The sequence below is a fragment of the Microvirga terrestris genome (genome assembly GCF_015694425.1).
Lineage (GTDB): Bacteria > Pseudomonadota > Alphaproteobacteria > Rhizobiales > Beijerinckiaceae > Microvirga > Microvirga terrestris.
This window is the reverse complement of the sequence record NZ_JADQDN010000013.1, coordinates 16,470-39,887: the sequence shown is the minus strand read 5'-3', so window position 1 is coordinate 39,887 and position 23,418 is coordinate 16,470. Positions and strand designations below refer to the sequence as shown.

Annotated in this window: 19 protein-coding genes and 2 pseudogenes; 11 read left to right on the top strand and 10 right to left on the bottom strand. The window is 60.4% G+C overall.

The features are described from left to right. Positions 1–59 precede the first annotated feature (59 nt). Positions 60–470, top strand: a complete 411-nt coding sequence (locus tag I2H36_RS17905) for a hypothetical protein (protein WP_196265263.1) — start codon at positions 60–62, stop codon at positions 468–470. 467 nt (positions 471–937) lie between these two features. Here the strand turns inward: I2H36_RS17905 and I2H36_RS17900 are convergent. The 4 genes and pseudogenes from I2H36_RS17900 to I2H36_RS17885 form a co-directional block, all read right to left on the bottom strand. Beyond that, positions 938–1,864: pseudogene (locus I2H36_RS17900) on the bottom strand (IS5 family transposase); the annotation flags it as partial. Positions 1,865–2,062: 198 nt separating this feature from the next. After that, the gene (locus I2H36_RS17895) at positions 2,063–2,719 is read right to left on the bottom strand and encodes a hypothetical protein (protein WP_196265262.1); all 657 of its coding nucleotides are present in this window, start codon (positions 2,717–2,719) and stop codon (positions 2,063–2,065) included. A gap of 636 nt (positions 2,720–3,355) precedes the next feature. Beyond that, positions 3,356–3,799 carry a lipid-binding SYLF domain-containing protein gene (locus tag I2H36_RS17890; protein WP_196265261.1) on the bottom strand — a complete coding sequence of 148 codons (444 nt, stop codon included), beginning with the start codon at positions 3,797–3,799 and terminating at the stop codon, positions 3,356–3,358. Positions 3,800–4,039: 240 nt separating this feature from the next. Further along, complete coding sequence (locus I2H36_RS17885; RefSeq protein WP_343234475.1) at positions 4,040–4,273, bottom strand: hypothetical protein; 234 nt, start codon at positions 4,271–4,273, stop codon at positions 4,040–4,042. A 374-nt stretch (positions 4,274–4,647) separates the two neighbouring features. Between I2H36_RS17885 and I2H36_RS17880 the strand changes: the two genes are divergently transcribed. Next, positions 4,648–5,742, top strand: coding sequence for an AraC family transcriptional regulator (locus I2H36_RS17880; protein WP_196265260.1), 1,095 nt, complete (start codon positions 4,648–4,650; stop codon positions 5,740–5,742). Between the two features lie 407 nt (positions 5,743–6,149). Here I2H36_RS17880 and I2H36_RS17875 read toward each other — a convergent pair whose 3' ends face one another. Next, a complete protein-coding gene (locus I2H36_RS17875; RefSeq protein WP_196265259.1) occupies positions 6,150–6,782 on the bottom strand; it encodes a M15 family metallopeptidase in 633 nt (210 codons plus the stop codon). Positions 6,783–7,365: 583 nt separating this feature from the next. Here I2H36_RS17875 and I2H36_RS17870 point away from each other — a divergent pair. The 5 genes from I2H36_RS17870 to I2H36_RS17850 all read left to right on the top strand — a co-directional run bounded on the left by I2H36_RS17870 (position 7,366) and on the right by I2H36_RS17850 (position 12,397). Beyond that, positions 7,366–8,520, top strand: coding sequence for a M4 family metallopeptidase (locus I2H36_RS17870; protein ID WP_246718891.1), 1,155 nt, complete (start codon positions 7,366–7,368; stop codon positions 8,518–8,520). Positions 8,521–8,558: 38 nt separating this feature from the next. Next, positions 8,559–8,861 (top strand): protealysin inhibitor emfourin, encoded by a 303-nt coding sequence (locus tag I2H36_RS17865; RefSeq protein ID WP_196265257.1) that lies wholly within the window; start codon positions 8,559–8,561, stop codon positions 8,859–8,861. Positions 8,862–9,103: 242 nt separating this feature from the next. Further along, positions 9,104–9,949: a polyphosphate kinase 2 gene (ppk2, locus tag I2H36_RS17860; protein WP_196265256.1), complete on the top strand. Its 846-nt coding sequence runs from the start codon at positions 9,104–9,106 to the stop codon at positions 9,947–9,949. Between the two features lie 204 nt (positions 9,950–10,153). Continuing rightward, entirely contained in the window at positions 10,154–11,815 is a 1,662-nt protein-coding gene (locus I2H36_RS17855) for a SulP family inorganic anion transporter (protein WP_210331130.1), read from the top strand. Between the two features lie 12 nt (positions 11,816–11,827). Then, entirely contained in the window at positions 11,828–12,397 is a 570-nt protein-coding gene (locus tag I2H36_RS17850) for a CYTH domain-containing protein (protein WP_196265255.1), read from the top strand. Between the two features lie 638 nt (positions 12,398–13,035). Here the strand turns inward: I2H36_RS17850 and I2H36_RS17845 are convergent. The 3 genes from I2H36_RS17845 to I2H36_RS17835 all read right to left on the bottom strand — a co-directional run bounded on the left by I2H36_RS17845 (position 13,036) and on the right by I2H36_RS17835 (position 14,947). Further along, positions 13,036–13,470 carry a potassium channel family protein gene (locus tag I2H36_RS17845; RefSeq protein ID WP_196265254.1) on the bottom strand — a complete coding sequence of 145 codons (435 nt, stop codon included), beginning with the start codon at positions 13,468–13,470 and terminating at the stop codon, positions 13,036–13,038. A gap of 10 nt (positions 13,471–13,480) precedes the next feature. Next, a complete protein-coding gene (gene cax / locus I2H36_RS17840) occupies positions 13,481–14,614 on the bottom strand; it encodes a calcium/proton exchanger (protein WP_196265253.1) in 1,134 nt (377 codons plus the stop codon). Between the two features lie 90 nt (positions 14,615–14,704). Continuing rightward, positions 14,705–14,947: a hypothetical protein gene (locus tag I2H36_RS17835; protein ID WP_196265252.1), complete on the bottom strand. Its 243-nt coding sequence runs from the start codon at positions 14,945–14,947 to the stop codon at positions 14,705–14,707. A gap of 895 nt (positions 14,948–15,842) precedes the next feature. Here I2H36_RS17835 and I2H36_RS17830 point away from each other — a divergent pair. Next, positions 15,843–16,133 carry a hypothetical protein gene (locus tag I2H36_RS17830; RefSeq protein WP_210331129.1) on the top strand — a complete coding sequence of 97 codons (291 nt, stop codon included), beginning with the start codon at positions 15,843–15,845 and terminating at the stop codon, positions 16,131–16,133. A 114-nt stretch (positions 16,134–16,247) separates the two neighbouring features. On the opposite strand, the gene I2H36_RS17825 is transcribed toward I2H36_RS17830, so the two are convergent. Together I2H36_RS17825 and I2H36_RS19845 are read right to left on the bottom strand one after the other, a co-directional pair. After that, on the bottom strand, positions 16,248–16,733 hold the full coding sequence (locus I2H36_RS17825; protein WP_343234474.1) for an AI-2E family transporter: 486 nt from the start codon (positions 16,731–16,733) through the stop codon (positions 16,248–16,250). Between the two features lie 282 nt (positions 16,734–17,015). After that, a complete protein-coding gene (locus I2H36_RS19845) occupies positions 17,016–17,198 on the bottom strand; it encodes a helix-turn-helix domain-containing protein (RefSeq protein WP_343234476.1) in 183 nt (60 codons plus the stop codon). Positions 17,199–17,337: 139 nt separating this feature from the next. Here I2H36_RS19845 and I2H36_RS17815 point away from each other — a divergent pair. The 3 genes and pseudogenes from I2H36_RS17815 to pflB all read left to right on the top strand — a co-directional run bounded on the left by I2H36_RS17815 (position 17,338) and on the right by pflB (position 23,412). Then, a pseudogene (locus I2H36_RS17815) lies at positions 17,338–17,913 on the top strand (L,D-transpeptidase). A 1,409-nt stretch (positions 17,914–19,322) separates the two neighbouring features. Then, positions 19,323–20,969 carry an L-serine ammonia-lyase gene (locus tag I2H36_RS17810; protein ID WP_196265250.1) on the top strand — a complete coding sequence of 549 codons (1,647 nt, stop codon included), beginning with the start codon at positions 19,323–19,325 and terminating at the stop codon, positions 20,967–20,969. 133 nt (positions 20,970–21,102) lie between these two features. Continuing rightward, positions 21,103–23,412, top strand: coding sequence for a formate C-acetyltransferase (gene pflB / locus I2H36_RS17805; RefSeq protein WP_196265249.1), 2,310 nt, complete (start codon positions 21,103–21,105; stop codon positions 23,410–23,412). Positions 23,413–23,418: the final 6 nt, after the last annotated feature.

The window sequence follows — 23,418 nt, the reverse complement described above, 5'->3', positions numbered from 1 at the left end:
CTCGGCTGTAATCAAAAATGCACATCGGCCAGGGCATATTTCTTGGAGGACCTTATATCATGCACGCCTCTTCAATCAGCTTCAGACTCGCCGTCCTATTCGTCATCGCCGGCATGGCCATGGGAATCGGGATGGCGATGACCCAAAACCACGCCATCATGCCGGCTCATGCCCACCTTAACCTCCTGGGATGGGTCTCGCTGTTCTTGTTCGGCATCTACTATGAGCGCCGCCCGGCTCTCGACACCAGCCGGCTGGCCATGATCCAGGTTGTCCTGTGGTCGATCGGCACTGTCGTGCTCACGCTTGCCGTTGCGGCCATTCATCTCGGCTACACCGCTGCCGATCCGATTGCCGCGCTGGCGTCTCTGCTGGTGCTGGCAGGCATGATCCTGTTCGCCTACTTCGTCTTCCGTCCAGCGCGGGATCTCGCTCCCGGCCGGGCAGCCCACCTGACACCGGCCGAATAGAAAGCTCATCTCCAAGGGTGCCAACACAGACGGGCTAGAGAGTGGCAGCCCAATGCGTCTCATCGGGAAATGCGCTAGCGACATAAGTTGCGACTTCGTGGCAGTCCGACACGCTCTTTTGATACTGTCGGATCAGAAAAGAAAAGCCCCTCCGAGGTGGGGCTTTTTCCCTGAAAACCTTTGTCTTCCCCTAGGGGACTAGAACCCCTGTTTTCGCCGTGAGAGGGCGTAAATTGCGGAGAGCAAGGGACATTTGGCGTCCAGGTAAAGCATTGATTTTAGCATGCTTGAGCGAACGGAGGGCAGTCTCGGTAGTAAAAGGTGGAAAGCTACTCCAAAGAGCTTCTCGATGTGATCATCTTCCGCCCTGATCTCAGCTATAGACCTTGCAACAGGTGAGCTTGGGATTCAGACTTTGGCGCGCAATTCAGAAGTCGAACGCGTTCATCCTGAGGGGAAGGAGCTCGGGCGATGCGCTGGGGCACAGGCATGCCAAGCTGGGTCATGATTTTGATGACCTTGCAGCTAGTAGCGGCTTCGGTCTTCTGTGTTGGCAAAGTCCGGGCGTGGAGGCGGCGACCAATCAGGGCCTTGTAGCGCATCATCGCTACCTCGCCCAAGGACCGCCAGCCGTAGTTGACGGCCTTCCGCCAGCCGAGGCGACCATTTTCTTGGATCACCTGGAGGTGACGGTCACGCTGCGTGAGCGCCGTCTCAGCGTTGTTGCTTGGCACCACCGTTGACCGTGGCGGGATGATAACGGCTGTGGCAGGATCCCGTTCGGCAATAATGCGGTACACAGGATCACCATCGTACGCGCCATCGGCTGTGACCGAAGCGATCGAGCCTGAGATTTGATCGAGCAAGGGTCCGACCTATGTGGTATCGCCGTCTCCGGTGCTGGTCAGCTCCGAGTGGAGTTTGCGCCAAGTCGGTAGCCTTTTCCACCATGATCCTCGCATTGCCATTCGCCGGCACCGAATGCATTTAAGCCCGTGTAGTCGGTTACTACGTGCACTGGACCGCTCGCTGGCATCAATGCCTTGGCAAGGATCAGATCGGTTTTGCGGCGGTAGAAAGTGGTGTGGTCGGGAACTGGGACATCCGAGCCGAGCAGACGCAGGATCGAGACCAGCATGCCTTCGGTCTGCCGCCACGGCCTTACAAAGGCTGAGCGGAGCATCAAGCCAGCCTCAATCGCAACAGCGGAGTATTGCTGCGGCCGACCGCGCCCGCCGCTGCGGGGTGGCGTCCAAGCCGCCAGCGCCGCGGGTGTCACCCACATCGTCAAGTCACCGCGCCCGCGCAACGCCGCATCGTAGTCGCGCCAGTTCCTCACACGTTAACGGGCCTTCGGGATCTTGTGGGTACTTGTCATTGGCCTTGTAAGGCATGCGGCTCTCAGCTTCGGCGAACCGCTTTTATTCCTGAGTGCCGGCCTGGCCGCGATGCCCCGACTGATTGATGCATCGGCGTCCCATCCCGGCGCCTCCCGCAAGCTCTCAGGCCCGGAGGAAGCGCTGCTGGTGGTGAGCGCCTGCGCGAGAGTCATGACAGGTCACCGCAGTGCTGGCCCAGGTGTCCAAACCACCTCAGAATGGGGCTCCCTGCGCCCTGCGGAGATAACTTAGATTGGGATATCCTGCGGCTGTACAAAGCGGAGGGCCTTGCAAGCAAGGGGGCCACTGTGTCGAGGCAACATAAGGTTCGCTCTCACCATAGTAGCCGTAGGGTTCGATCTCGTCATAGTAGCCGGTGTCATACGGGTAACCATAATCGGAAGGATAGCTCAGAGCTCCAAGCGCCAAGCCGCTGATCAACCCGGCCGCCACGGCCCCGCCATAGTACGGATAGCGCAAGCCTCGGCCATAGTAGCCGCGATAGTAAGGACGGTAGGCGCCGGCAACGCGGCCGTAATAGGGAGCCCGCCAGCCGTATCGACCATAACCGCCACGATAGATGGCGCGAGGCGCGTACACGCCACCCCAGCCAGGTCGGGCAATCGCGGCGGTGCGATAGCCTCCGAGGCCAGCGACACCGCCGCGGTAGAACCTACCAGGCCGGGCGGCGATCGCCCCACTGCGGAAGCCACCGCCACCCCGCGGGATGGACACCCGGGAGCCGCCACCAAGGCCGCCGCCATGGAAGCCGCCGCCGAAGCCGCGGCCGCCGCGTTGGGCCTCAGCAATATCCGGGAGCAGAAGAGCGCCCGCTGCAAAAGCGCACAAAGCCAAGAGAGCCCTGTTCATCGGCATCCTCCGTTTTGCCGTCCGGCACATAGCACAGCACGGGACAGCCGTTGTGAGCGGAACACAGAGTGATCCCTTTGTGAGAGCCTGCTTGATTATTTGGGACAAGCGCTTGGCATTTGGAGCCAGAGAATTTTCATGAGGTCGTGCGCCGCTTCCTGTTGGACATCCCGGCGCGGACCATCACGGGCGGCCTGACGGTCGAACATGCTTATTTTGCTGGAATAGGCCTATTGAGCATCTCCTTCCCCTCCGCCATTCCGCAGCCAGGCGTTGAGTTCGCGTTCCACGGCAACCGGACCAACGAGAATGACAGGTGTTTTGCATCCACTACCGCTCGGGCATCCCTTTGAGGTCATCGTGGAACGGAAGCATCGTGAGAACCGACTAGGGTGACTTGATTCTCGACAACAAGCGTAGTGCGGTCCTGCCATGGCGCAGGATTAGCTACATCTGCTTTCAGCGTGAAGGCGACACGGTATTGACCCGGGTCTCGCTTGGCAGAGCCTTCGCGGCCCCTGTCGCCACGGCGGGTCGCTGACATAAACAGCGCCGCTGCCTATCATCCACCTCGCGGCAGAGTGCCTTGTCGGTCTCTCGACACTCAGGACGGAATTATCCGAAGCACCCCCGGCCTCAGCGCAGGCCGATCTCCACGCCGCTCACGTTGGCGTTGAGCTCCAGTCCGACGTTGCGCCCGCGCAACTCCAGAACAACGCCTCTCGCGTTCTGCAGCCGAATGCCCGACGCACCGCCGCCGACGGCAACACCCCCACCAACAGCCGTGTAGGTACCGGCAATGTCTGAGGCCCGGCGCAGATTGTAGGCGCGCCCGACCAGGTTGGCCTTCGAGGCGCCAATCGTTGCGCCGACGCTCAAGCCGCCGACGCGCAGCGGGTAGCGGCGTCCCTGGAAGACGAGCATCCCCTGGCCGCCACCGACGCCGACGATGAACCCGGCCTTGACGATTTCGACCGAAACCGTACCGGTCGCGGCCCAAGCCGGCGCCGCCAGCACCGGCGTGAATGTAACCGCAAGTACGGCAAGTCCACAACGGAAAGCCTGTCGAAACTTGAGCATGAACTCCTCCCTCTTCTGACGCGCAAAGTTGGAAATCGGGATATCGGCCGACTGTCTCGAAATACCCAGTACTTGTCTTGGACGATCGAGCAGGATCCGGCCGCTCTGGCATGATACGGATCACGGAGGCGCCCGACCCCGCAAAACCCTTGCAATGGCCTCCGTCAACTCAGCCCCGTTCGGGTTTGCCTGAACGGGGCTCTTTCGCGCTCTAGGGTCCCGGGCAACTTTGAAGCATCCTCACTCGTGCCCGTGAGGGGCGAGCAGGATCTCTCGTTGAGCATACCAGTATTCGTAGATCTTCCTCAAACCGTAGAGCGCGGCCTTGGCCTTCGTTGTGTCGTCCTCCTTCTCGGACATCCGTTCGATACGGGCGATCTGCCTCGATATGAGCAGATCGGTCTGGACGATATTCCGGTCAAGCTGAGCGAGCTTTCGGCGAAGGGTATCACCGGGCAGCGGTTTTCTTGGCACCTAGCTTTTCCCGGGCACTTCAGCCTCCTATCTGCCTGTTTGTCCGCCATCCTATGGCCTGTGCCGGCGGGATGCTTGATGCCTTCGGACGACGTATTGCCAATTTGGGACGGCGACCACGAAATCTCCACCGTCAACCCGCGACTGTGGTTAAGGAGGCCGGCTGCCGTTCGGCTTCCGGACAGAATACCGACCGGATGGGACAGCGAGACATGAAACGGGCGGAAGAAGCCGCTCTTTCGCCCTAGTTGTCTATTAATCTATGTTAAAATGGTTTGCCCGATCGAAAGCAAAGGCTTTGTCTTCGAGTACGCGGTCGATCAAGCCGACCATGCATCTCGTGGCCATTGTTGGATTTCGGCGAGGCGACCCTGATGACCAAAAACATCGTGCCTCCGTCTGCGAGCGTCATCTCCGGGACGCCCACACCAACAACCATCCCGTCAGGACACAAGCGAACGCTTCCGCCCGGCTACATCCACTTGGGCGTCTCCAAGGAGATCGCCCCGACATTGCGCAAGTTCGGCCTTGATCCCGATCTGCTCATCCGGGCGGCAGGCCTCGACCCGCACCTGTTCGACGATGGCATGAGCGTGATCCCGTTTGCGGCCTTGGGCCGGCTGTACACTCTGTGCGTGGCCTGCACGAACTGTTCGCACTTCGGGCTCATCGTCGGCCAGCACGCCACGATCCTGTCGCTCGGGATGTTGGGGCGCCTGATGCTGCATTCCGATACGATGGGCGACGCCCTGCGCGCGCTCGTGGAGAACCTGAGCCTACAGGATCGGGCCGTGGTGCCGTCGCTGACGTTCAGCGACGGCACAGCCCTGCTCACCTATGCGGCCAACCAAGCCGAGGGCACGAGCGCGGAGCAGATCCGCGACGCAGCTCTGGGGGTTACGGTCAACATCATGCGGACCCTGTGCGGGTCGAACTGGAACCCGGTAGAGGTGCTGCTGCCTAAAGCCGCTCCTGCGGATGCCGAGGCGTATCGGCGCCACTTTCGCGCCCCGGCACGTTTCAACCAGGAGACCGCAACCCTCGTGTTCCCGGCCCGAGACCTGGAGCACAAGATTGCCGGGGCGGACCCCCTGCTGCGGGCCCTGCTGGAGGAGCAAATCAGCCAGATGAAGGGCAGTCCGGAAGCCGAGCTCTCGGATGACCTCCGGCGGCTGCTGCGCACGCGCCTGACGAGCCATCGCTGTTCGGCGGACGAGATAGCCCATCTGCTGTCGATGCACCGCCGCACCTTGAGCCGGCATCTGAAGGGCAGCGGCATCGGCTACCGGGCGCTGACGAACGAGATCCGGTTCGAGATTGCCCGCCAACTGCTGGAAGATACTGACGTGCCGCTCTCTCAGATCGCGGCCGCCCTATCTTATTCGGAGGCCAGCGCTTTCACCCGCGCCTTCCGGCGCTGGTCGGGCGAAACGCCGAGCACATGGAGAGCTGAAAGGCATGCGGCGTAACGCTCGGACCGGATGCATCGGCAGTCTTGCCCTGGACTGGATGCTGGGTTCCGGGGAAAGCTGGAGGGCCGCCTTGCCAGCGGCGTTCGTGAGTTCTCGCTTCGAGCTGGCCGTGTGCCCAAGCTCGTCCTGGGCCCCCTTCGCGCTCCATTCGCGCTGCCCTGGCCGACTTCGCGCCTGTGCAGAGTTTGGTCGAAAGCCTGATGGGCGAGGGACTGACCGGAGTCAGTGTCGCGGAGTGCAAGTCGCGAACTCATCGATGCGCTTTCTCTCTATCGACAACTACCTCGCCGACTCCGGTGCCCCAGACACGAGCGCCAGCAATCGTGCAGGAGAAGCCAGCGGTCCGGGCCGGTGCCGCCAGCCGTAGGCTCTTGCACGAAGCGACCGCAAGACGTCTGCTACGATCAAGGTCGCGCAAGTTCAAAGTGCGAGCGGTCCATATCCTTGTAGCCGCGGAAACGGCCACCCCAGCGGACCGTCACGCCCAGTCCTGTGGCGGCTTTCCTCACTGCGGAGGCAATCCGGGTCTGGACTGCCGGATCGAAGTAGACCTGTCCTTCGTCGTCGAGCGGCCACAAGTCGACTGCGTTACCCAACCGGTGCGGGCTGTCCCGCGTCCTCGACCAGCCCCAAGCGACGGCCATGCGTTGGCGGCGGCCGTCGCGCCGGCCCGAGCCGATCACCAAGCGCAGCTCGGGATTGTCGATCTGCGTCCTTCTCACCACCGCGGCGAGCGCCGGAGTGATGGCCTGTAGGTTGGCCTCGTGCTGTCCCAGCGGGTCGGGGTTCCACACGCGGAACATTGCGAGTTGATCCCGCCCGAACTCATCCCGCGCGGGGATCTTCGCGTAGACCCCGGCGGGCCCGTAGATCAAGGGGGCCGGACGGTCCGCAATCCGTTTCGGACCGGCTGCTTGTTCATGTTGGGCTGCCGCCTTCGGGCCAAGGTATGTGAGCGCAAGGACGAGTAGCCCGAGACGGAGAAAACGTTGATGCCGCGTCATGGGATGCGGCACCGTGGCAGCAGGATGGCACAAAACTAAGGCGAGCCGCCGGGCAGCGACCCGTATAGCTCAGATTCCGAGGCGCGGCCTTATGGAACCAAGTAGCTGGACGGCGGCGGCGCCATCCTGGCCCTCGCCTGCCGCGGCATTGTCCAACCCGATCGGGAGACCCAGCCACTTGGGCCCGAGACCAGGGTCTGGCAACGTGGTTCCTCGATCGACCCTCGGCGCTGATGTCAGGAGGTAACTGACAAGCTCTCGACCCATTTCTTACTGGTTCACATAGGCCTACAGCCCCGATACACCCGGTGAGCCAGGAGCGTGGTGAAGTCCGCATTTCCTTTCCAGATGAGGATGATACATTACAGGAACATGCGGCTCTATTGGAATGGCCATCGTCGTTGCCCAACAAACAAAATCATGGTCGTGACGCAGAGGGGAAATCTGCCCATCATTTTTGAGCCAGAGGTGTCATATGACTCGGACCTGCCGCTGCCTCAACTGCATCATTCCTCCTCACCTACTTCGTAAGCTGCTCGAGAGCGACAACAGGCAGGTCCGCCAAGCCGCTCTCAACACTCTCCTGAATTCAGCCAGATTACGGGGCCAGCGGTCGTTGCGGGCCACTCTTGGGATCGGCCTCTCGGCGGCGCCCACGGACGGTCGCAGGAGCATTTTCGATTGCCAGAACAGCACGTGGCTTCCTGATGCTGTGCTGGCCCGGACAGAGCAAGGTGAAGCGTCCGCCGACATCTCTGTCAATCGCGCATTCGATGGCCTCGGAGTCACTCGAGCCTTCTATCGCGAGGTGCTCGACCGGAATTCCATCGACGACCACGGGATGCGCCTCGACGGATACGTCCACTACGGCGCGAGCTATAACAACGCGTTCTGGGACGGTCAGCAGATGGTGTTCGGTGACGGCGACGGTGTCATGTTCACCGACTTTACCAGCTCTCTTGATGTGATCGGTCATGAGCTCACTCATGGGATGACCGAGCACGTGGCCGGACTGGAATACCGCAATCAGTCCGGAGCTCTCAACGAGTCGATGTCGGACGTGTTCGGGTCATTGGTGAAACAATGGTCGCTTGAGCAAACGGCCGAAGAGGCAGACTGGCTGATTGGAACTGAGGTGTTCACACCCGGCATTGAAGCGGACGCCCTGCGATCCATGAAAGCGCCCGGCACAGCCTATGACAACGCGACCTTCGGCAAGGATCCCCAGCCGGACCACATGAGCAAGTTTGTCCATTTGCCAGACACTGAAGAAGGTGACAATGGCGGCGTCCATATCAATTCCGGCATACCCAACAAGGCATTCTACCTTACGGCCACCGGAGTTGGGGGATTTGCCTGGGAAGCCCCAGCTCTGATCTGGTACGAGGCTTTGAAAGCCTCTGGTCCGGCAACCGAGTTCCAGGAATTCGCCGACAAGACGTATCTCATGGCCGGTGAGTTGTACCGGATTGGTAGCGTGGAGCAGCAGGCAGTCCTGGCTGCATGGCGAGAGGTGGGGATCCGGATCAGCGGCGTGACGGCGACACAACGTCGGGGGCGGCGCCGCGCGACGACCACTGGCGATGGTAATAGCCACGAAGGAGACACCCTGGCCGTGCTGGCCCGGCAGATCGAGACGCTGTCCAGCCAGGTGGCGGCCCTGACCAAGGAGGTCGGCACGCTGAAGCGGAAGAGGGTGGCAACAGAACCAGGGCTGCCGGCATCATCGTGCCCAGGCAACTCCAGATCCGCCCGTTCCGAAAATTCCTGACGTCGGCTTCGGAGCCTCTGATAGATGCGGGATCTGGGATGAAGATTAGTTTGGCAAAACATGGTGGGCAGGCGGCTGGGATATTGCTTGGCCGCCTTCCCCAGGTCCTGGATACCGGCACTCTGTCGCCAACAGCCGCAGAGGAAATTTCCAGGCTGGTCGAGGCTGCAAGGGCCGCATCGCCGGCCGAGGACAACGGCCCTGGGCGCGCCCGCGACGCCATGAGCTACACGATCACGGTGGAGGACGGTGACGACGAAACCGTCCTCAAGTGTTCAGATGCCAACATGTTCCCTACTTTTGCGCACCTGCTGAGGTTGCTCGAGCGACACCTGAAATGACGTAGGTTCGTCAACTTGGAATGACCGGGCGCTCCCTGCCCGTCCCGTTCCAGAGACTGAAGAGCGAGGGTTGTCCCAAAATGCCAAGCCAACGTCACGTCCGGTCAAGCGATGGTGAGGTATATATGTATGCTGGCTACCAATCGGCGTCAGCTGCGAACCGGGAAACATGGAACCTTCCGTCTCCCTGCTCCCGAAGCTTCGGACCCTGACGTTGGCATTCCAGGGTGGCGGTGCGTGATATGAAGCGTCAAGAGCTCCTGAAGAACGAGAGAACCAACGTCGACAAGGCGGTCGACCCTGATATCAAAGGAAGGATGAAGCGGAAGGAGTTCGAAAGCGAGCTGAGACGCCTCCAGGTGGAGCTTGTGCGCCTGCAAACCTGGATCAAAGCGACAGGCGCCAGGATCATTGTGATCTTCGAAGGCCGCGACACAGCCGGAAAGGGCGGAGTGATCAGCCGCATCACCCAGCGGGTCAGCCCAAGGGTGTTTCGGCACGTCGCGCTGCCAGCCCCGACGGAGCGTGAGAAAAGCCAGCTCTACATTCAGCGCTACATCGCCCACTTCCCCGCCGCGGGCGAGATCATCTTGTTCGACCGCTCCTGGTACAACCGGGCCGGGGTCGAGCGGGTGATGGGCTTCTGCACCGACGACGAGTACGAGCGGTTCATGCGTCTGGTGCCATCATTCGAGAAGGAGATCGTCGACAACGACATCATCCTGCTCAAGTATTTTCTCGATGTCAGCCAGGACGAGCAGCGCAGGCGGTTTGCAGACCGTATTGACGACCCCGTGAAGCATTGGAAGCTCAGCCCGATGGACACCGAGTCGGTGCGCCGCTGGTGGGATTACACGCTCGTTTACCAGGATATGCTGGGTGGCACCGACACACCGCAAGCCCCCTGGTACATCGTTCCGTCGGACGACAAGCGTCGGGCTCGGCTCAACCTGATCGCGCACATGCTAGGCCAGATTCCTTACAAGAAGGTCAAGGTCGACTTGCCGAAGGTGCCAAAGGCTGAGCCGCGGCCCAAGGGAGCAGACTTCGGGCTCCCGGCAAGACACATCGTGCCGGCATTGTATTAAGCGTGGTGAGTGAAAACCCAGAGCGCGGTTATGGTCGGCACGCACCCTATAAACCCATCTCTCCGCAGCCAGACGGGAGCTAAGCCGGCAGCTCCTGCGGATGGGGGCGCGGCAACAGGCAGCCTCGGAGCGCGAAGCCCAGGCAATCAGCCCGCGACATCGGCCACGCATGGGATCAGGCATGAGGCCCTGTGGTTGCGCTGGATGCCAGGATTGCGAACCCTGGTCCGGTATGAACCGGGATGGCTAAGGCATGATCTCGTCGCCGGATTGGTGCTTGCGACCATGCTCGTCCCTGTCGGGATCGCCTACGCCGTGGCGTCCGGCCTGCCGGGCATCTGCGGCCTCTATGCCACAATCATCCCGCTGCTCGTTTACGCAGTGTTCGGGCCCAGCCGTATCCTCGTCCTCGGTCCGGACTCCGCCTTGGCAGCTGTTATCCTGGGTGTCGTGCTTCCGTTGTCCAACGGGGATCCACAGCGCGCCGTTGCCCTGGCCGGCATGATGGCTCTCGTGTCGGGCACGGTCCTGATCCTGGCTGGGCTGGCACGCTTGGGCTTTGTGACTGAGCTCCTATCCAAGCCAATTCGCTACGGCTACATGAACGGCATCGCCCTGACCGTACTGATCAGTCAGCTGCCCAAGCTTTTCGGCTTTTCAGTCGAGACCACTGGTCCGCTGAGGGATCTATGGGCAATCGGCGAAGCGATCCTTGCCGGCAGGATGAATTGGGTAGCACTTGCGGTTGGCTTGGGAACACTGGCGACTATCCTGCTGTTGCGGGGCAGCAAGCGTGTGCCCGGCCTCCTAGTCGCCGTCATCGGTGCCACCGTGCTTGTAGCCATACTCGACCTCACTGAACGCCATGGCGTGGCTGCTCTGGGGTCGCTGCCCCAGGGCCTGCCCGGCTTCGCAATCCCATGGATCGGAGTTAACGATATCGTTCCCGTACTGATCGGAGGCTGCGCTGTCGCCATGGTGTCATTCGCCGACACCAGCGTGCTCTCCCGCGCCTACGCTGCACGCACCGGCACCAAGGTCAATCCCAACCAGGAGATGGCGGGGCTGGGTGCCGCCAACCTGGCCACTAGTTTTTTCCAAGGGTTCCCGATAAGCAGCAGTAGCTCGCGTACCCCTGTGGCCGAGGCCGCTGGAGCCCGTACGCAACTGACTGGCATTGTCGGCGCTCTTGCCATCGTCCTGCTGCTGGTGGTGGCCCCCAACCTCCTGCGGGACCTGCCAACCTCCGCCTTGGCCGCCGTCGTCATTGCGTCGGCCATCGGACTCTTCGAATTGGCCGAGCTCAAGCGAATCTACCATATCCAACGTTGGGAGTTCTGGCTTTCGGTCGCCTGCTTCGTAGGGGTTGCGGTGTTCGGCGCCATTCCGGGAATTGGAATAGCCATTGTGATCGCGGTCATCGAGTTCCTGTGGGACGGGTGGCGCCCGTACTCCGCAGTCCTAGGCCGTCCGGCCGATGTTGAGGGCTACCATGACATCACGCGCTACCCTGAGGCCCGGCGAATTCCCGGCCTAGTGCTATTCCGCTGGGATGCACCTCTGTTCTTCGCCAATGCTGAACTGTTCCGCGAGCGCGTTCTCGCCGCAGTGACAGAGTCACCCACTCCGGTGCGCGGTGTCGTTGTCGCGGCGGGACCCGTCACCAGCATCGACGTGACCGCGGCAGATGCTTTAGCCGAACTCGACCAAGCCTTACAGGCCCGGAGTATCGATTTTTACTTCGCCGAACTCAAGGACCCAGTGAAGGATAAACTGCGGAGGTTCGGGCTATACGATCAGTTCGGAGAGACGAGGTTCTTCCCCACGATCGACGCGGCCGTGTCGCGATACAATGGGACAACATGAGAAGGCCTGACCATGCCTGTCGAGATCGAGCGCAAATTCCTGGTGACGCACGATGGATGGCGCAGGTCGGATCCCGGCCAACGGTACTACCAGGGCTACCTCTGCACGGGTGAAGTCACTGTCCGCGTTCGGTGTGCTGCTTCTCGTGGCTTTCTTACCATAAAGGGGACCAGCAACGGTTCCGTCCGGCCGGAATTTGAGTATGAAATCCCGGTCGACGAGGCGGAGGAGTTACTCAATCTCTGTCACCACCCGCTGATCGAGAAAGTGCGCCACGAGGTATTGCACTCTGGCATGGTGTGGCATGTGGACGAGTTTGCCGGCGAGAACACCGGCCTCGTCCTCGCCGAGGTTGAGCTCAGTCATCCGGAACAAGCGGTGGTGTTGCCCGATTGGATTGGCGAGGAGGTGACGTCGGACGAACGCTACCGCAACTCACGCCTCGCCGATGTACCACAGGGAGACGGCGGGAGTGGGCAGCCGCCGGCACTGTCCTCCCTGGAACGAGCCGAACGGGCGTATTGTCGATTTGACACGGGCATTGGCGGAAGTTGTTCAGACCATGGCAAGGTTGCGGGATAGGCTGAGACGGGCGGCGCTCCTGCCTCGGGAATGTGGAAGAACTCTCAAGAGAAAGATGGTGCCCCATAAAACAGAAGGCAGCTCCAAAGAACGGGATAGGACTTTAGAGCCGAGGACAAAGGCACTGCACCGTATCGACATGTTACCAATACGTCTCGCAAGCCAGCGCACAAAGGGTGATCCGAACGATGCCTCGTCCCCTCTCCGGAAGTAGCTGGAGCAGGCATTGCGCGGCTGTGCCAACTCTCAAGCCAGCAGGATGGCCCGTCGGGTAACTGAGGCGCAAGACGGGTTGAGCAGACCACCAGGAAGGCTGATCGTAGCCCCCACTCCAGCCGAAACCCCGCATCCGGAAGGGCAACCGGAGGCTGGCGCCCGATCCAGCGGCTGCGGAGTAGCAGCGGGTATTACGGGATCAGTGTCCCCGATGGGTGATGCTTTGTTCCAATACAAGTCCGAAGCCTCAAACCCAGTAGATATGGATCCTGTCGAACGCTACCGAAAACAACTGCGGTCTCAGCTCTCCGATAGGCGCCCACGTGCCGATGCCGAATGCGGCGGTGCATCACGAAGAGAGCGGTGATCATAGGGGAACTGATATCATTGACGCATTGGTCCGCGACGCGTTCTCCTCGCGCTTATGGCTTACCCCTCTGGTCGTGGCTGCGCATAGCCTGCCTCAGCACCTCGAAGATGACAGCCGTTGACCAGCCGAACAGCAGCACGCCGTTCATGGCCGCCATCGGGCCAAGCAGGCGCCAGCGCTCGACTGGGACCACGTCGCCATAGCCCAAGGTCGTATAGTTGACGAATGCGAAGTAGAGCAAGTCTGCTTCAGGAGGAGCGACAGCCAGAAACGCGTAAGCCAAAGACCATATGACCACCTCGGAGATGTGTGCGACCAGCAGCACCCCAACGGTTGCGACCATGGCAGCGGCGAGCCAAGCCTGAGGCTGGCGATGACTCCATTTCAAGGCGCGGCGGGCAGTGCCCACCACCGTTGCCATCACGACCGCATGAATGGCAATGTTACCTAGACTAATCACGCCACCGATGAGGAGCTGTCGCAGCATGGCCCTCTCGCTAAGGCACGGCGGCAGGGATCAGGTAAAGCACAGCCGCGATGATGAGGTAGAGCGCCAGCAGTTGAACGCCCTTGAACCAGTTGGACTGCCCGCTTGCGGCAACGGTCGCTCCCAGAAGCACTGCCCCGAACAGCATCCACATCTCGGCCTGGGAGAACACCAACTGGAACTGCGGCTGTCCCATGGCCGGCGCGACCAGTACCAGTACCGGAGCGACGAAGAGGGCAATCTGCACGCAGCTTCCCATGGCGATGCCGATGCTGAGATCAACCCTGTTGGCCCGACCCATGGCGATGGCCGATCCGGATTCGGCTGCGCCCCCGACGAGGGCAAGCACGATCACACCCATGAACATCTGCGACATACCCAACGATTGTCCGGCCTGCTCAGCGGCACCGACGAGGATCTCGCTCATCCATGCCGCACCCAGCGATGCAACAAGCAACGTCGCGACGCCACGCGCGATACTCGGATGCGCGCCGGCCTCGTCATGCAAAGCAGGAGTGTTCAATTCAGCGAAAATTTCGGGATGGGTTCTGAGAGAGTATAGAAGGAACAGCCCGTAGAGACCCAGCAGAACGACTGCCACGACCAGGTCCAGGGTGGCGTGCACACCAAGGTGGGGTTCCGACTCCAGTGCCCGATGGAACGCGCTAGGGAGCGCCAGGCTGATCCAAGCCAGCACCATAGTGGATGAGTAAGTCCGAACTGCGTTCGGGTTGTAGTCCTGGCTGTGGTGGCGCAGGCCTCCGAGGAGGAAGGAGAAACCGAGAGCCATCAGAAGATTGACCAGCAACGCCCCGACAATCGAGGCGCGCACCATCTCCAGCAGGCCCGCCCTAAGAGCAGCCATGGTAATGATCAACTCTGGAAGATTGCCGAACGTGGCGTTGAGGAGCCCGCCGATTGTGGAACCGGTGTGCACGGCGACCTGCTCTGTACCCTGTACGATGAGCTTTGCGAACGGCACGATGGCTAGGGCGGCACAGAAGAAGATCACACCCGCCGGCAGGGTGCCTGCGTGATCGAGAAAGGCAGCGATGGGTGCAAGCCCCAGGAGCCACAAGAGGGAAGGCCTAAACAGGGATACCTCGGTCATGGGGTGTGCGTCAGAATAGGGTTTGTCCGTCATAGCCTCGTCCCCTTGTCTTTTTCCGCCTGTCAGCCTGAGGGTTCCGTTCGTCGCCGGAAAGAGCGGTGCAACTGGCAGAGCACGGGATCGTCAGCACCTTTCGCAGATGCTGCGGACGAGAAGGTGATCAATCTCACGGTCCATCTCGCCATCGGCGACGGAGTCGATCGAAGAAAAATCACCGCGCCGGCTGACGAAGACCTCTCGTTCGAGGTCGCGCGCGCTTGGGATCCGGATCTCCCCGGTGGCCGTGAACCGGCTGCTCCGATCCTGGGACCACGCCGGAGCCATCGCGAATAGCAGTCCGAGCACCACCATCAACCCTACCTTCATCGTGTGAGCTCCCTCTGAGATCTCAGCCGGCACGCCACAGAATGTCGTCCCAGGATCAGCGCCCAACCGAGAAGTGCACAGATCGACGACGATTGCTTGATCGTTTCGGCCAATCCCTTGACATCTTAAGACTGGGCGCTGCCCGGTCTCGCGCGGGCACCGGTAGTCCAAAACTGTCAAGGGATTGGCCGAAACGATCAAGCACAAGGTCGCTTTGCTTCCTACATGTCGAGCACATCGATCGATGGTTTTCTTGGTGCCTGCGACTCCATTGCCGCAGGGGCATCCTGTGTTGGACCAGATTCGGGGTTGTCCGACCGGGAATCTCACGGGCATTGACATGCAAGTTCCGGAGGAGCCGTCGTCGCGCTATCTTCTCGCCGTCAGTTGGATTTGGGTTACATTGCTGCAAGGCGGCTGCGTACAACCCTGCGCCAGAAGCAATGGCCAGTAACATTGCCGCACGCCTCACAGACTCTGAGAGGTGCATGGCTGCATGCTCTCTGATTGACTGGAGAACTGTCATGACACGATCATCCATCATCGTCGCATCAGCGCTTACCTTTATGGCTGCATCTATCCTGCTTCCCACAATAACCACGCCATCGACCGCGCATTGGGGGTAAAGCTGCGACTTGGGTAGGCCGACACCCGGAAGGTTAGATCAATGCCGTTATTATTGCGCCGTATGGTATCTAGGTTCCTAGCAATGCTCTGCATTGTTGAGATGGCGAATGCGGCACCGGCTGTCATTGACCGATACACCGGCTCTTTCGCGGTGTCAGGAACGATCCTGGAAGGACCAAACGCAAACTCTCACCAGGTCCGCTGCTCGTTCACAGCATCACGACAGGGAGAAACGGGCCTGTCTTTCCGGGGCACGTGCCGGGCCTATTTGATCCTATCGAAATCCATCAGCGTGGATCTCGACTGGGACCCTCGATCTGATCGGGTCACAGGCACGTACACGGGATCACGCGTTGGCACGGCACAGCTAGCGGGAAAGCAGACGGAGGGAGGCTTTGATCTGACGATCACATGGCCGAAGCCGCTCTACGGCGACACGAGCGCCAATCTGAGAGTCGCCAGCGCCATTCCGGGTCGTTTCCGGATCGTGGTCATGGATCGCATCGGGGTGAGTGGCCCTGTCCGCGCGACGACGGATTTGACGCTGCTGCAGAATTGAACGGGGCGACCGGAAACCAGTCCCCCCTCCGCGTGGATCGAGTGTAAGCCTTTCATGAGCCGCAACACAAGGTTAATGCGCCGTTTTGTGCAGCGGACTGCTTCCGAGCGAGAATTACGACGTTGGCTCGTCATTGGAATGCCGGCCACCGGCTGGGTGTTGCCGCAACCATTCCAGCAACAGCACATAACTGACGGCCAAGAGCACGGGTCCGACAAACAGGCCAACCAGTCCATCAACAATCATGCCGCCAAGGACACCCATCAGAATGACCAGCATGGGCACTTCCACCCCTCGGCCCAGCATCAGGGGCCGAAGGATATTGTCACTGAGTCCAACGATCACGTTCCAGATAAGAAATATGATCGCTGCCCGCGTTGGTTCAGTCATGAAGACGTACCCGACCACAGGCAAGGTCAATAAAATCAACTGCACCTGCATGATTCCCGCCAAAATCGCAACAAGCGTCAAAGAGCCGGTCACCTGAAGCCCGATGGCGAAGAAGCCAATGCCTAACAGCAGCGACTGGATCAGCGCCACGCCGATCACCCAGAGCGCCACACCGCGGATCGTGGCTGCCGTCAGTGCGCCTAACTGCACGGCGCGCTCCCTGCTGCCGGGGACACGTTCCAGAAGACGCTAAACTAATTCGATAGCACCTTTACCATAGACGACGAGCACAGCGGCAATCGCGAGGGATAGAACCAGTGAGAGTACGGCAATCGCCTAACCTCCGGCAAATGACGCCAACTTGGTCAGGCACGGCTTTCGCAGAAGTCCTTTATAGAATGGTCAGGGTTCGATAGAATGGTCAGGGTTCGGCTGAAGACTCCGGCTGCCATTTAGAGCGCCGCTTTGTTCAACGAGTGCAGGTATGACGGATCAAGTTCGCCTACGGTCATGAGCCCTCTCAGCCCAGCATCTTCCCAATTTTCCTTTGCAGAGAGAAATCAGTCCGTGGTTCCGGAAATCCTGGAGCACCCGGTTAACGTACACATTCGAGATCCCGAGCGCATCAGCCAGATCACCCTGAGTGCATGCAGGCCGCAACCTGACACTGACCACCCATTGGCGAAACACGACCGTATTGATTGCAACGTCCCTGACAAAATCCTCGCGCTCCCGAGGCACTCCCGATTTGCGGGGAACCGAGGGTCGGACATCAGACGTTGAAGCTATGCCATTCTACGCTAGGGAGATGCTCATGGCCCGCTCCGTGTTCACTATCGTAGCATTTGCGTCCAGTGCGGTGTTCGCAGGCTCCGCTCAGGCCCAGCCCGTTGCCTCCCTTAGCGGAGATCCTCCCAGCTTCTTCGAGCGCCTGCTTGGCGGGCCGGTTTCCCCAACTGCTCGGCGGGCGGTCTTCTGGAACGGTGCTCAGCGGTCTGGTACGATCGTCATCTCCACCAGCCAGCGCCGGCTCTATTTAGTACTCGGTAACGGGCAAGCCATCCAGTTGGCATCGGAGTCGGACGCCCGGGCTTCACCTGGACAGGGACCAGAACGATCAGCATGAAACGGGAATGGCCTGCATGGAGTCCTCCGGCTGCGATGCTGCGGCGGCGCCCTGATCTACCGCGGCATATGCACGGCGGTCTGGATAATCCGTTGCGTGCCCGAGCGCCGTACCTTGGCTCTTCAATGTACCAGATCCACGGTTCCAATGAGCCGCAAACCATCGGGTATGCCACATCGTCGGGGTGCATTCGCATGATCAATGCTGACGTCATCGATCTCTACGGTCGAACCCAGATCGGCAAAGGTCGTAGTGTTGCGCTGACTAGCGCCGGGAAAGGATGGTGGCCCTGGTCACCGAACTGGACGTGTCCGGTCGAGAGTCGGCCCAGCGATTAAACAGGCCGCCTCTGAGCGGTTGCCGCACATCCACTACTTCCTGCGGATCACGAACATCGGGGACATCAACCCCATTATCGACAAGTCTGATCACGTGTTACGATCGCAGTGGAATACCAGGGGATCAGCATCTCCGTGGGCGCCCAATCCGCCCCGAGCAGGGTCCGGATGGCGTTGACGGCAAAGGCGATCGCGCCGTCGATGATCTGATCCGCGCTCTCGAACGCGGACTGGTAAACTGCATAGCTGAGGATGGCCGTGCCTCCTTCCGCGGCGAGCGAAGACCGGCAACAGCCGCAGAATGTTTTCGATAAGAACGACTGGATCGAACTGCACCCCTACAGTGGCGTCTTGCCCGGACAACAGGGATGGATTAGCCCTGCGTGGGTCGACTGCCGCGAGCAGCATCGGTGTCGTCGGAAACAGGTCTGCCCGATATCGCTGGACGAAGCGGGCCGCGGGGCAGCCAGGGCGACGATCAAATCGGGCGGTCTCTGGGCGTAGAGCGTCTTGAGATAGCCAACAAACTTCGCTTTAGCGGCTTCGTCGCCATTTCCGGACCGTGACGAGGAAATATTCTTAAATGTCCAGCGTCCAGGACGAGCGTTGGTTCAGTTCTCGGCGTATGGCTGTGCCCCATGTGGCCCAAGCCTGGAGGTGCTGGCCATACGAATAAAGGACCACAATTCTTTTCGGCTGAGCAGCAGGATCACCCGACTTAGGCTGAGCGGCGGACCCGCCGATTGAGATCAAAAGGCTGACGGTGGCTGCAATCCAGAGACCGACATGCCGCCTCATCCTCAATGTGCCCAATTCGGACATACGGGCTCTATTAGGACCATCAGTCCGCTTCGGCTTCCCCGCCACTCGTTGAGGGCATCCAAGGTAGCTATCCCATCGGCGCCCATAGGGGCAGCTCTGCCCTTCAGCCGCAAGACCGCTGTCCGTCGCCGTTCGACTCGCTCTGCGGTCATCGAAATGCCCCCATACGATCCGTGATCACTACCAGAATGATGCACGGCGGGCTGCCCGAGCGCTAGGGGTTTCAACGTCCCGACTGGGCCATCCGTCGGATCAACGTGTCCGATGCAGCGGGAGTTCTTCGGGACGGTTTCCTGTCTGCACAGACAGGTTGAGTCGTCCTCCTTATTGTACCGGCAACGACGAGCAGAGCGGCTCAAACTGTCAAGATATTGTCTCCTGCGATCAAGCATGCCCTCCCGACCTATCTAAGATCATGCCGAGAGAAAGAAGAAACTCTTACTTCAGGAAACAAGAGTGGAGACGGCTCTTGGGCTTATCGCCTCTCCGGATCTCGAACACGAGGATGCGCTCATGACTTGCTCAGACCAGGAAGACGAACTGCTCTCCACCCTACCGGAATTACCGAGCGTGCCGTCAGGCTTGAATCGCAGGGGATTTCTGATGCGACACGCCGCCATCGGCGCGGCGGCCGTGATGACGGGAACCACCTGGACGCCCGAAGCCCGTGCCCAGCAGGCTGCGACGGAAGCGGCCGCACAACAGGCCAAGAACGAGGCTATGAAGGATGCCTCCGGGCTCAAGATGAGCAACACCTTGTCCCCCGACCTGGATGCTGTCAGGAAGTCCAAAGGTCCGGTGATGACCGTAGCGGACGAGTTCTACAAGGTCGGCCCCGGCCCCTCGAGTTCGCACACGATCGGGCCGATGCGTATCACCTACGACTTCTACCAGCGCTGCACAAAGCTGCCCGCAGACCAGCTGGCGCAGGCCACCGGCCTCAAGGTGCATCTGTTTGGCAGCCTGAGCGCCACCGGCAAAGGTCATGGCACCGAGCGCGCCTCGCTCGCAGGCTTGGTGGGCAAAGAGCCAGCCACCGTGGATCCTCGATTCCTTGACGAAATGATCGCCAAGCCGGATCGGACCTATCCGGTTAGGCTCGGCGGCAAGTCGTTCAATCTGTCACTCGCCGACGTCGTCTACGACGCACCGAAGGGAGAGTTCCCGCACCCGAATACCATGACGTGCAAGCTCATGGCCGGCGACAAGGTTCTGTACGAGCAGGAGTATTACTCCGTCGGCGGCGGGTTCATCGAGTGGAAGGGCTACGAGCCGCCCAAGAAGGGTCAACCGAAATATCCCTATGCAACCATGAAGGAGCTTCGACAACACGCCGAGAGGAACAATCTCTCGATCGCCGATGTGATGATGGCAAACGAGGTGGCTGTGTCTGGCAAGAGCGAAGAGCAGATCAACGCCTTCTTGGACAAGATTGCCGGAGCTATGCTCGCGACGGTCAAGACCGGCCTTTCCTACAAGGATGATGTACTGCCTGGTCCGATCAAGCTTCATTCCAAGGCCGCGACGGTCTGGGAGCGTGCTCAGGATAACAAGTACGAGAGCGACCGCGCGATTGCCATGGTCGCGGCCTGCGCGCTGGCGGCCTCCGAGGAGAACGCCCGCGGACATCTGGTTATCACTGCGCCCACTGGCGGTTCAGCGGGCGTGATGCCGGCCATCGTGTATGCTTTGACGGAAAGCCAGCGGAGGGTAACGCCGGAGAAGATTCGTGAGGGCCTGCTCGCCGGCTTGGCTGTCGGCTACCTTTGCAAGCACAACGCGACACTGGCTGCGGCGGAAGGTGGCTGCCAAGCCGAAATCGGCGTTGCGTCCGGAATGGCCGCTGCGATGATCGCCCAAGTGATGGACAGTTCGCCTCAGGTGATCGAGAACGCGGCAGAGTCGGCGCTCGAACACCACTTGGGCATGACCTGCGATCCGGTTGCAGGCTACGTCCAGGTTCCCTGTATCGAGCGGTGTGCATTTGGCGCGGTGAAGGCCTGGACAGCGTTCATGGTCGCCACCAACGAGATCGCATCGCGGCATCGCGTCGATCTGGACACGACGATCAAGACCCTGGCCGACACGGCTCGGGACATGAACCCGAAGTATAAGGAAACCAGTGAGGCGGGATTGGCCCAGAACCTGACCCTCTGCTGAGCTGTAGGATGCCGCGCGGAGAATGTCGTTCTCCGCGCGGGAATATTGATCGCGATATTCATTCAGAAGCCGACAAAGATGCCGAGGTGAGTGGGCAATCAAGTCTTTGTGGGCCATTAGGGAGGAGGCTGTCATGCCAGGGGAAGCCATTGCCACCCATAAGTCCGCGGATTCTCAAGATCGAAAGGCGGAGCACAATCCACTGGAAGCCGCAGGCGCGATGAACGAGTGGGCCGGCTTCTCACCAGGGCGGTGGCGGCAGACGATCGACGTTCGCGACTTCATTCAGCAGAACGTCACGCTCTATGACGGTGACGAAGGATTCCTGGTAGGCCCCAGCGAGCGGACGAAAGCTGTCTGGGAAAAGCTGCAGCCCTTCTTCAAAGAGGAAATCCGCAAAGGCGTCCTCGACGTCGATGTCAAGACTCCCTCCTCGATGACCGCTCACAAGCCGGGCTACATTGACCGCGACAACGAATTGATTGTTGGTCTCCAGACCGACGCGCCGTTTCGCCGAGCCATCATGCCGTACGGCGGATTGCGAATGGTGGAGTCCGGGCTGAAGGCGGCCGGCTTTGATCCGGATCCCGTTGTTCACGACATTTTCACCAAATACCGCAAGACCCACAATGAGGGTGTCTTCGACGCCTATACACCGGAGATCATGGCCTGTCGACGCAATAGCATCATTACGGGTCTGCCAGACGCCTATGGCCGCGGGCGGATCATCGGCGACTATCGCCGTGTAGCGTTGTACGGCACCGACAAATTACTGGCTGCCAAACGCGCCGAGCGGGCCCTGCTCGATGCCAAATGGCCTACGGATGACGTCATTCGCGAGCGGGAGGAACTGGCCGAGCAGGTGCGGGCTCTCACTGATCTGGCAACCATGGCCAAAGGCTATGGATGCGACATCAACCGACCTGCGGCAGACGCACGTGAAGCAGTGCAATGGACTTATTTCGGCTACCTTGGCGCTATCAAAGAGGCAAACGGCGCGGCCATGTCCATCGGTCGTGTATCCTCCTTCCTTGATATCTACATCGAGCGCGATCTGAACAGCGGAACTCTTGACGAGTCCGGCGCTCAGGAACTCATCGATCAATTCGTCCAGAAGCTCCGTATCGTGCGCTTCCTACGCACTCCAGACTACGACGCTCTGTTCTCGGGCGATCCCTATTGGGCGACCGAGTGTGTCGGGGGCGTCGACCTTACCGGTCGCCCCTTGGTGACGCGGACAAGCTTCCGCATGCTGCACACGCTGACGAACCTCGGCCCAGCACCGGAGCCCAACATAACAGTGCTCTGGTCGAAGCAGCTCCCGGACGGCTTTAAGCGCTACTGCATCAAGGTTTCGGCAGAGACCTCATCCATTCAGTACGAGAACGATGACCTCATGCGCCCGTACTGGGGCGACGATTATGGCATTGCATGCTGCGTCTCGGCCATGCGTATCGGCAGCCAAATGCAGTTCTTTGGAGCCCGGGTGAACCTCGCCAAGTGCCTTCTGTACGCCATCAATGGCGGGCGGGACGAGGTGAGCGGCGATCAGGTCGGCCCTTCGACACCGCCCGTGACCGGAGACATTCTCGTTTACGATGACGTCATGGCGAAGTTCGACACCATGATGGAGTGGCTGGCGCAGACCTATGTCCATGCCATGAACTGCATCCACTACATGCATGACAAATATTACTATGAGCGCCTGGAGATGGCCCTGCATGACCAGCAGATCCTGCGCACGATGGCGTTTGGCATCGCCGGTCTTTCGGTGGTGGCCGACAGCCTCTCCGCAATCAAGCATACGAAGGTCAAACCGATCCGCCGTGACGACGGGATGGTCGTCTCTTACGAGATCGCCGGCGATTACCCGCAATATGGCAACAACGATGATCGCGTCGACAGCATCGCTGCCGATCTCGTTTCGGCCTTCATGAAGAAGATCCGCAAGCATCCAACCTATCGCAACGCGGTCCACACACAATCTGTGCTGACGATCACGAGCAATGTTGTTTATGGCAGGAGCACCGGCGACACGCCGGACGGACGGAAGGCTGGCGAGCCCTTTGCTCCAGGCGCCAACCCGATGCATGGCCGTGACAACCATGGATGGCTCGCCTCGTGCCTGTCGGTCGCCAAGCTGCCATACGCGGATGCTCAGGACGGCATCAGCTACACCGTGTCGGTCACGCCGAGCTTCAATCGGCAGGATCAAGGCGAGAAGATCACGCAGGCGGTGAAGGTGCTCGACACCTATTGCGGTCAGGGCGGGTTCCACATGAACCTCAATGTCCTCAACCGCGACACTCTGATTGATGCAATGGAGCATCCGGACAAGTACCCACAGTTGACGATCCGGGTTTCAGGCTATGCGGTCAACTTCGTCCGTCTTACCCGGGAGCAACAGATGGACGTCATCAGCCGGACCTTCCACGGTGAGTGAGGCTTG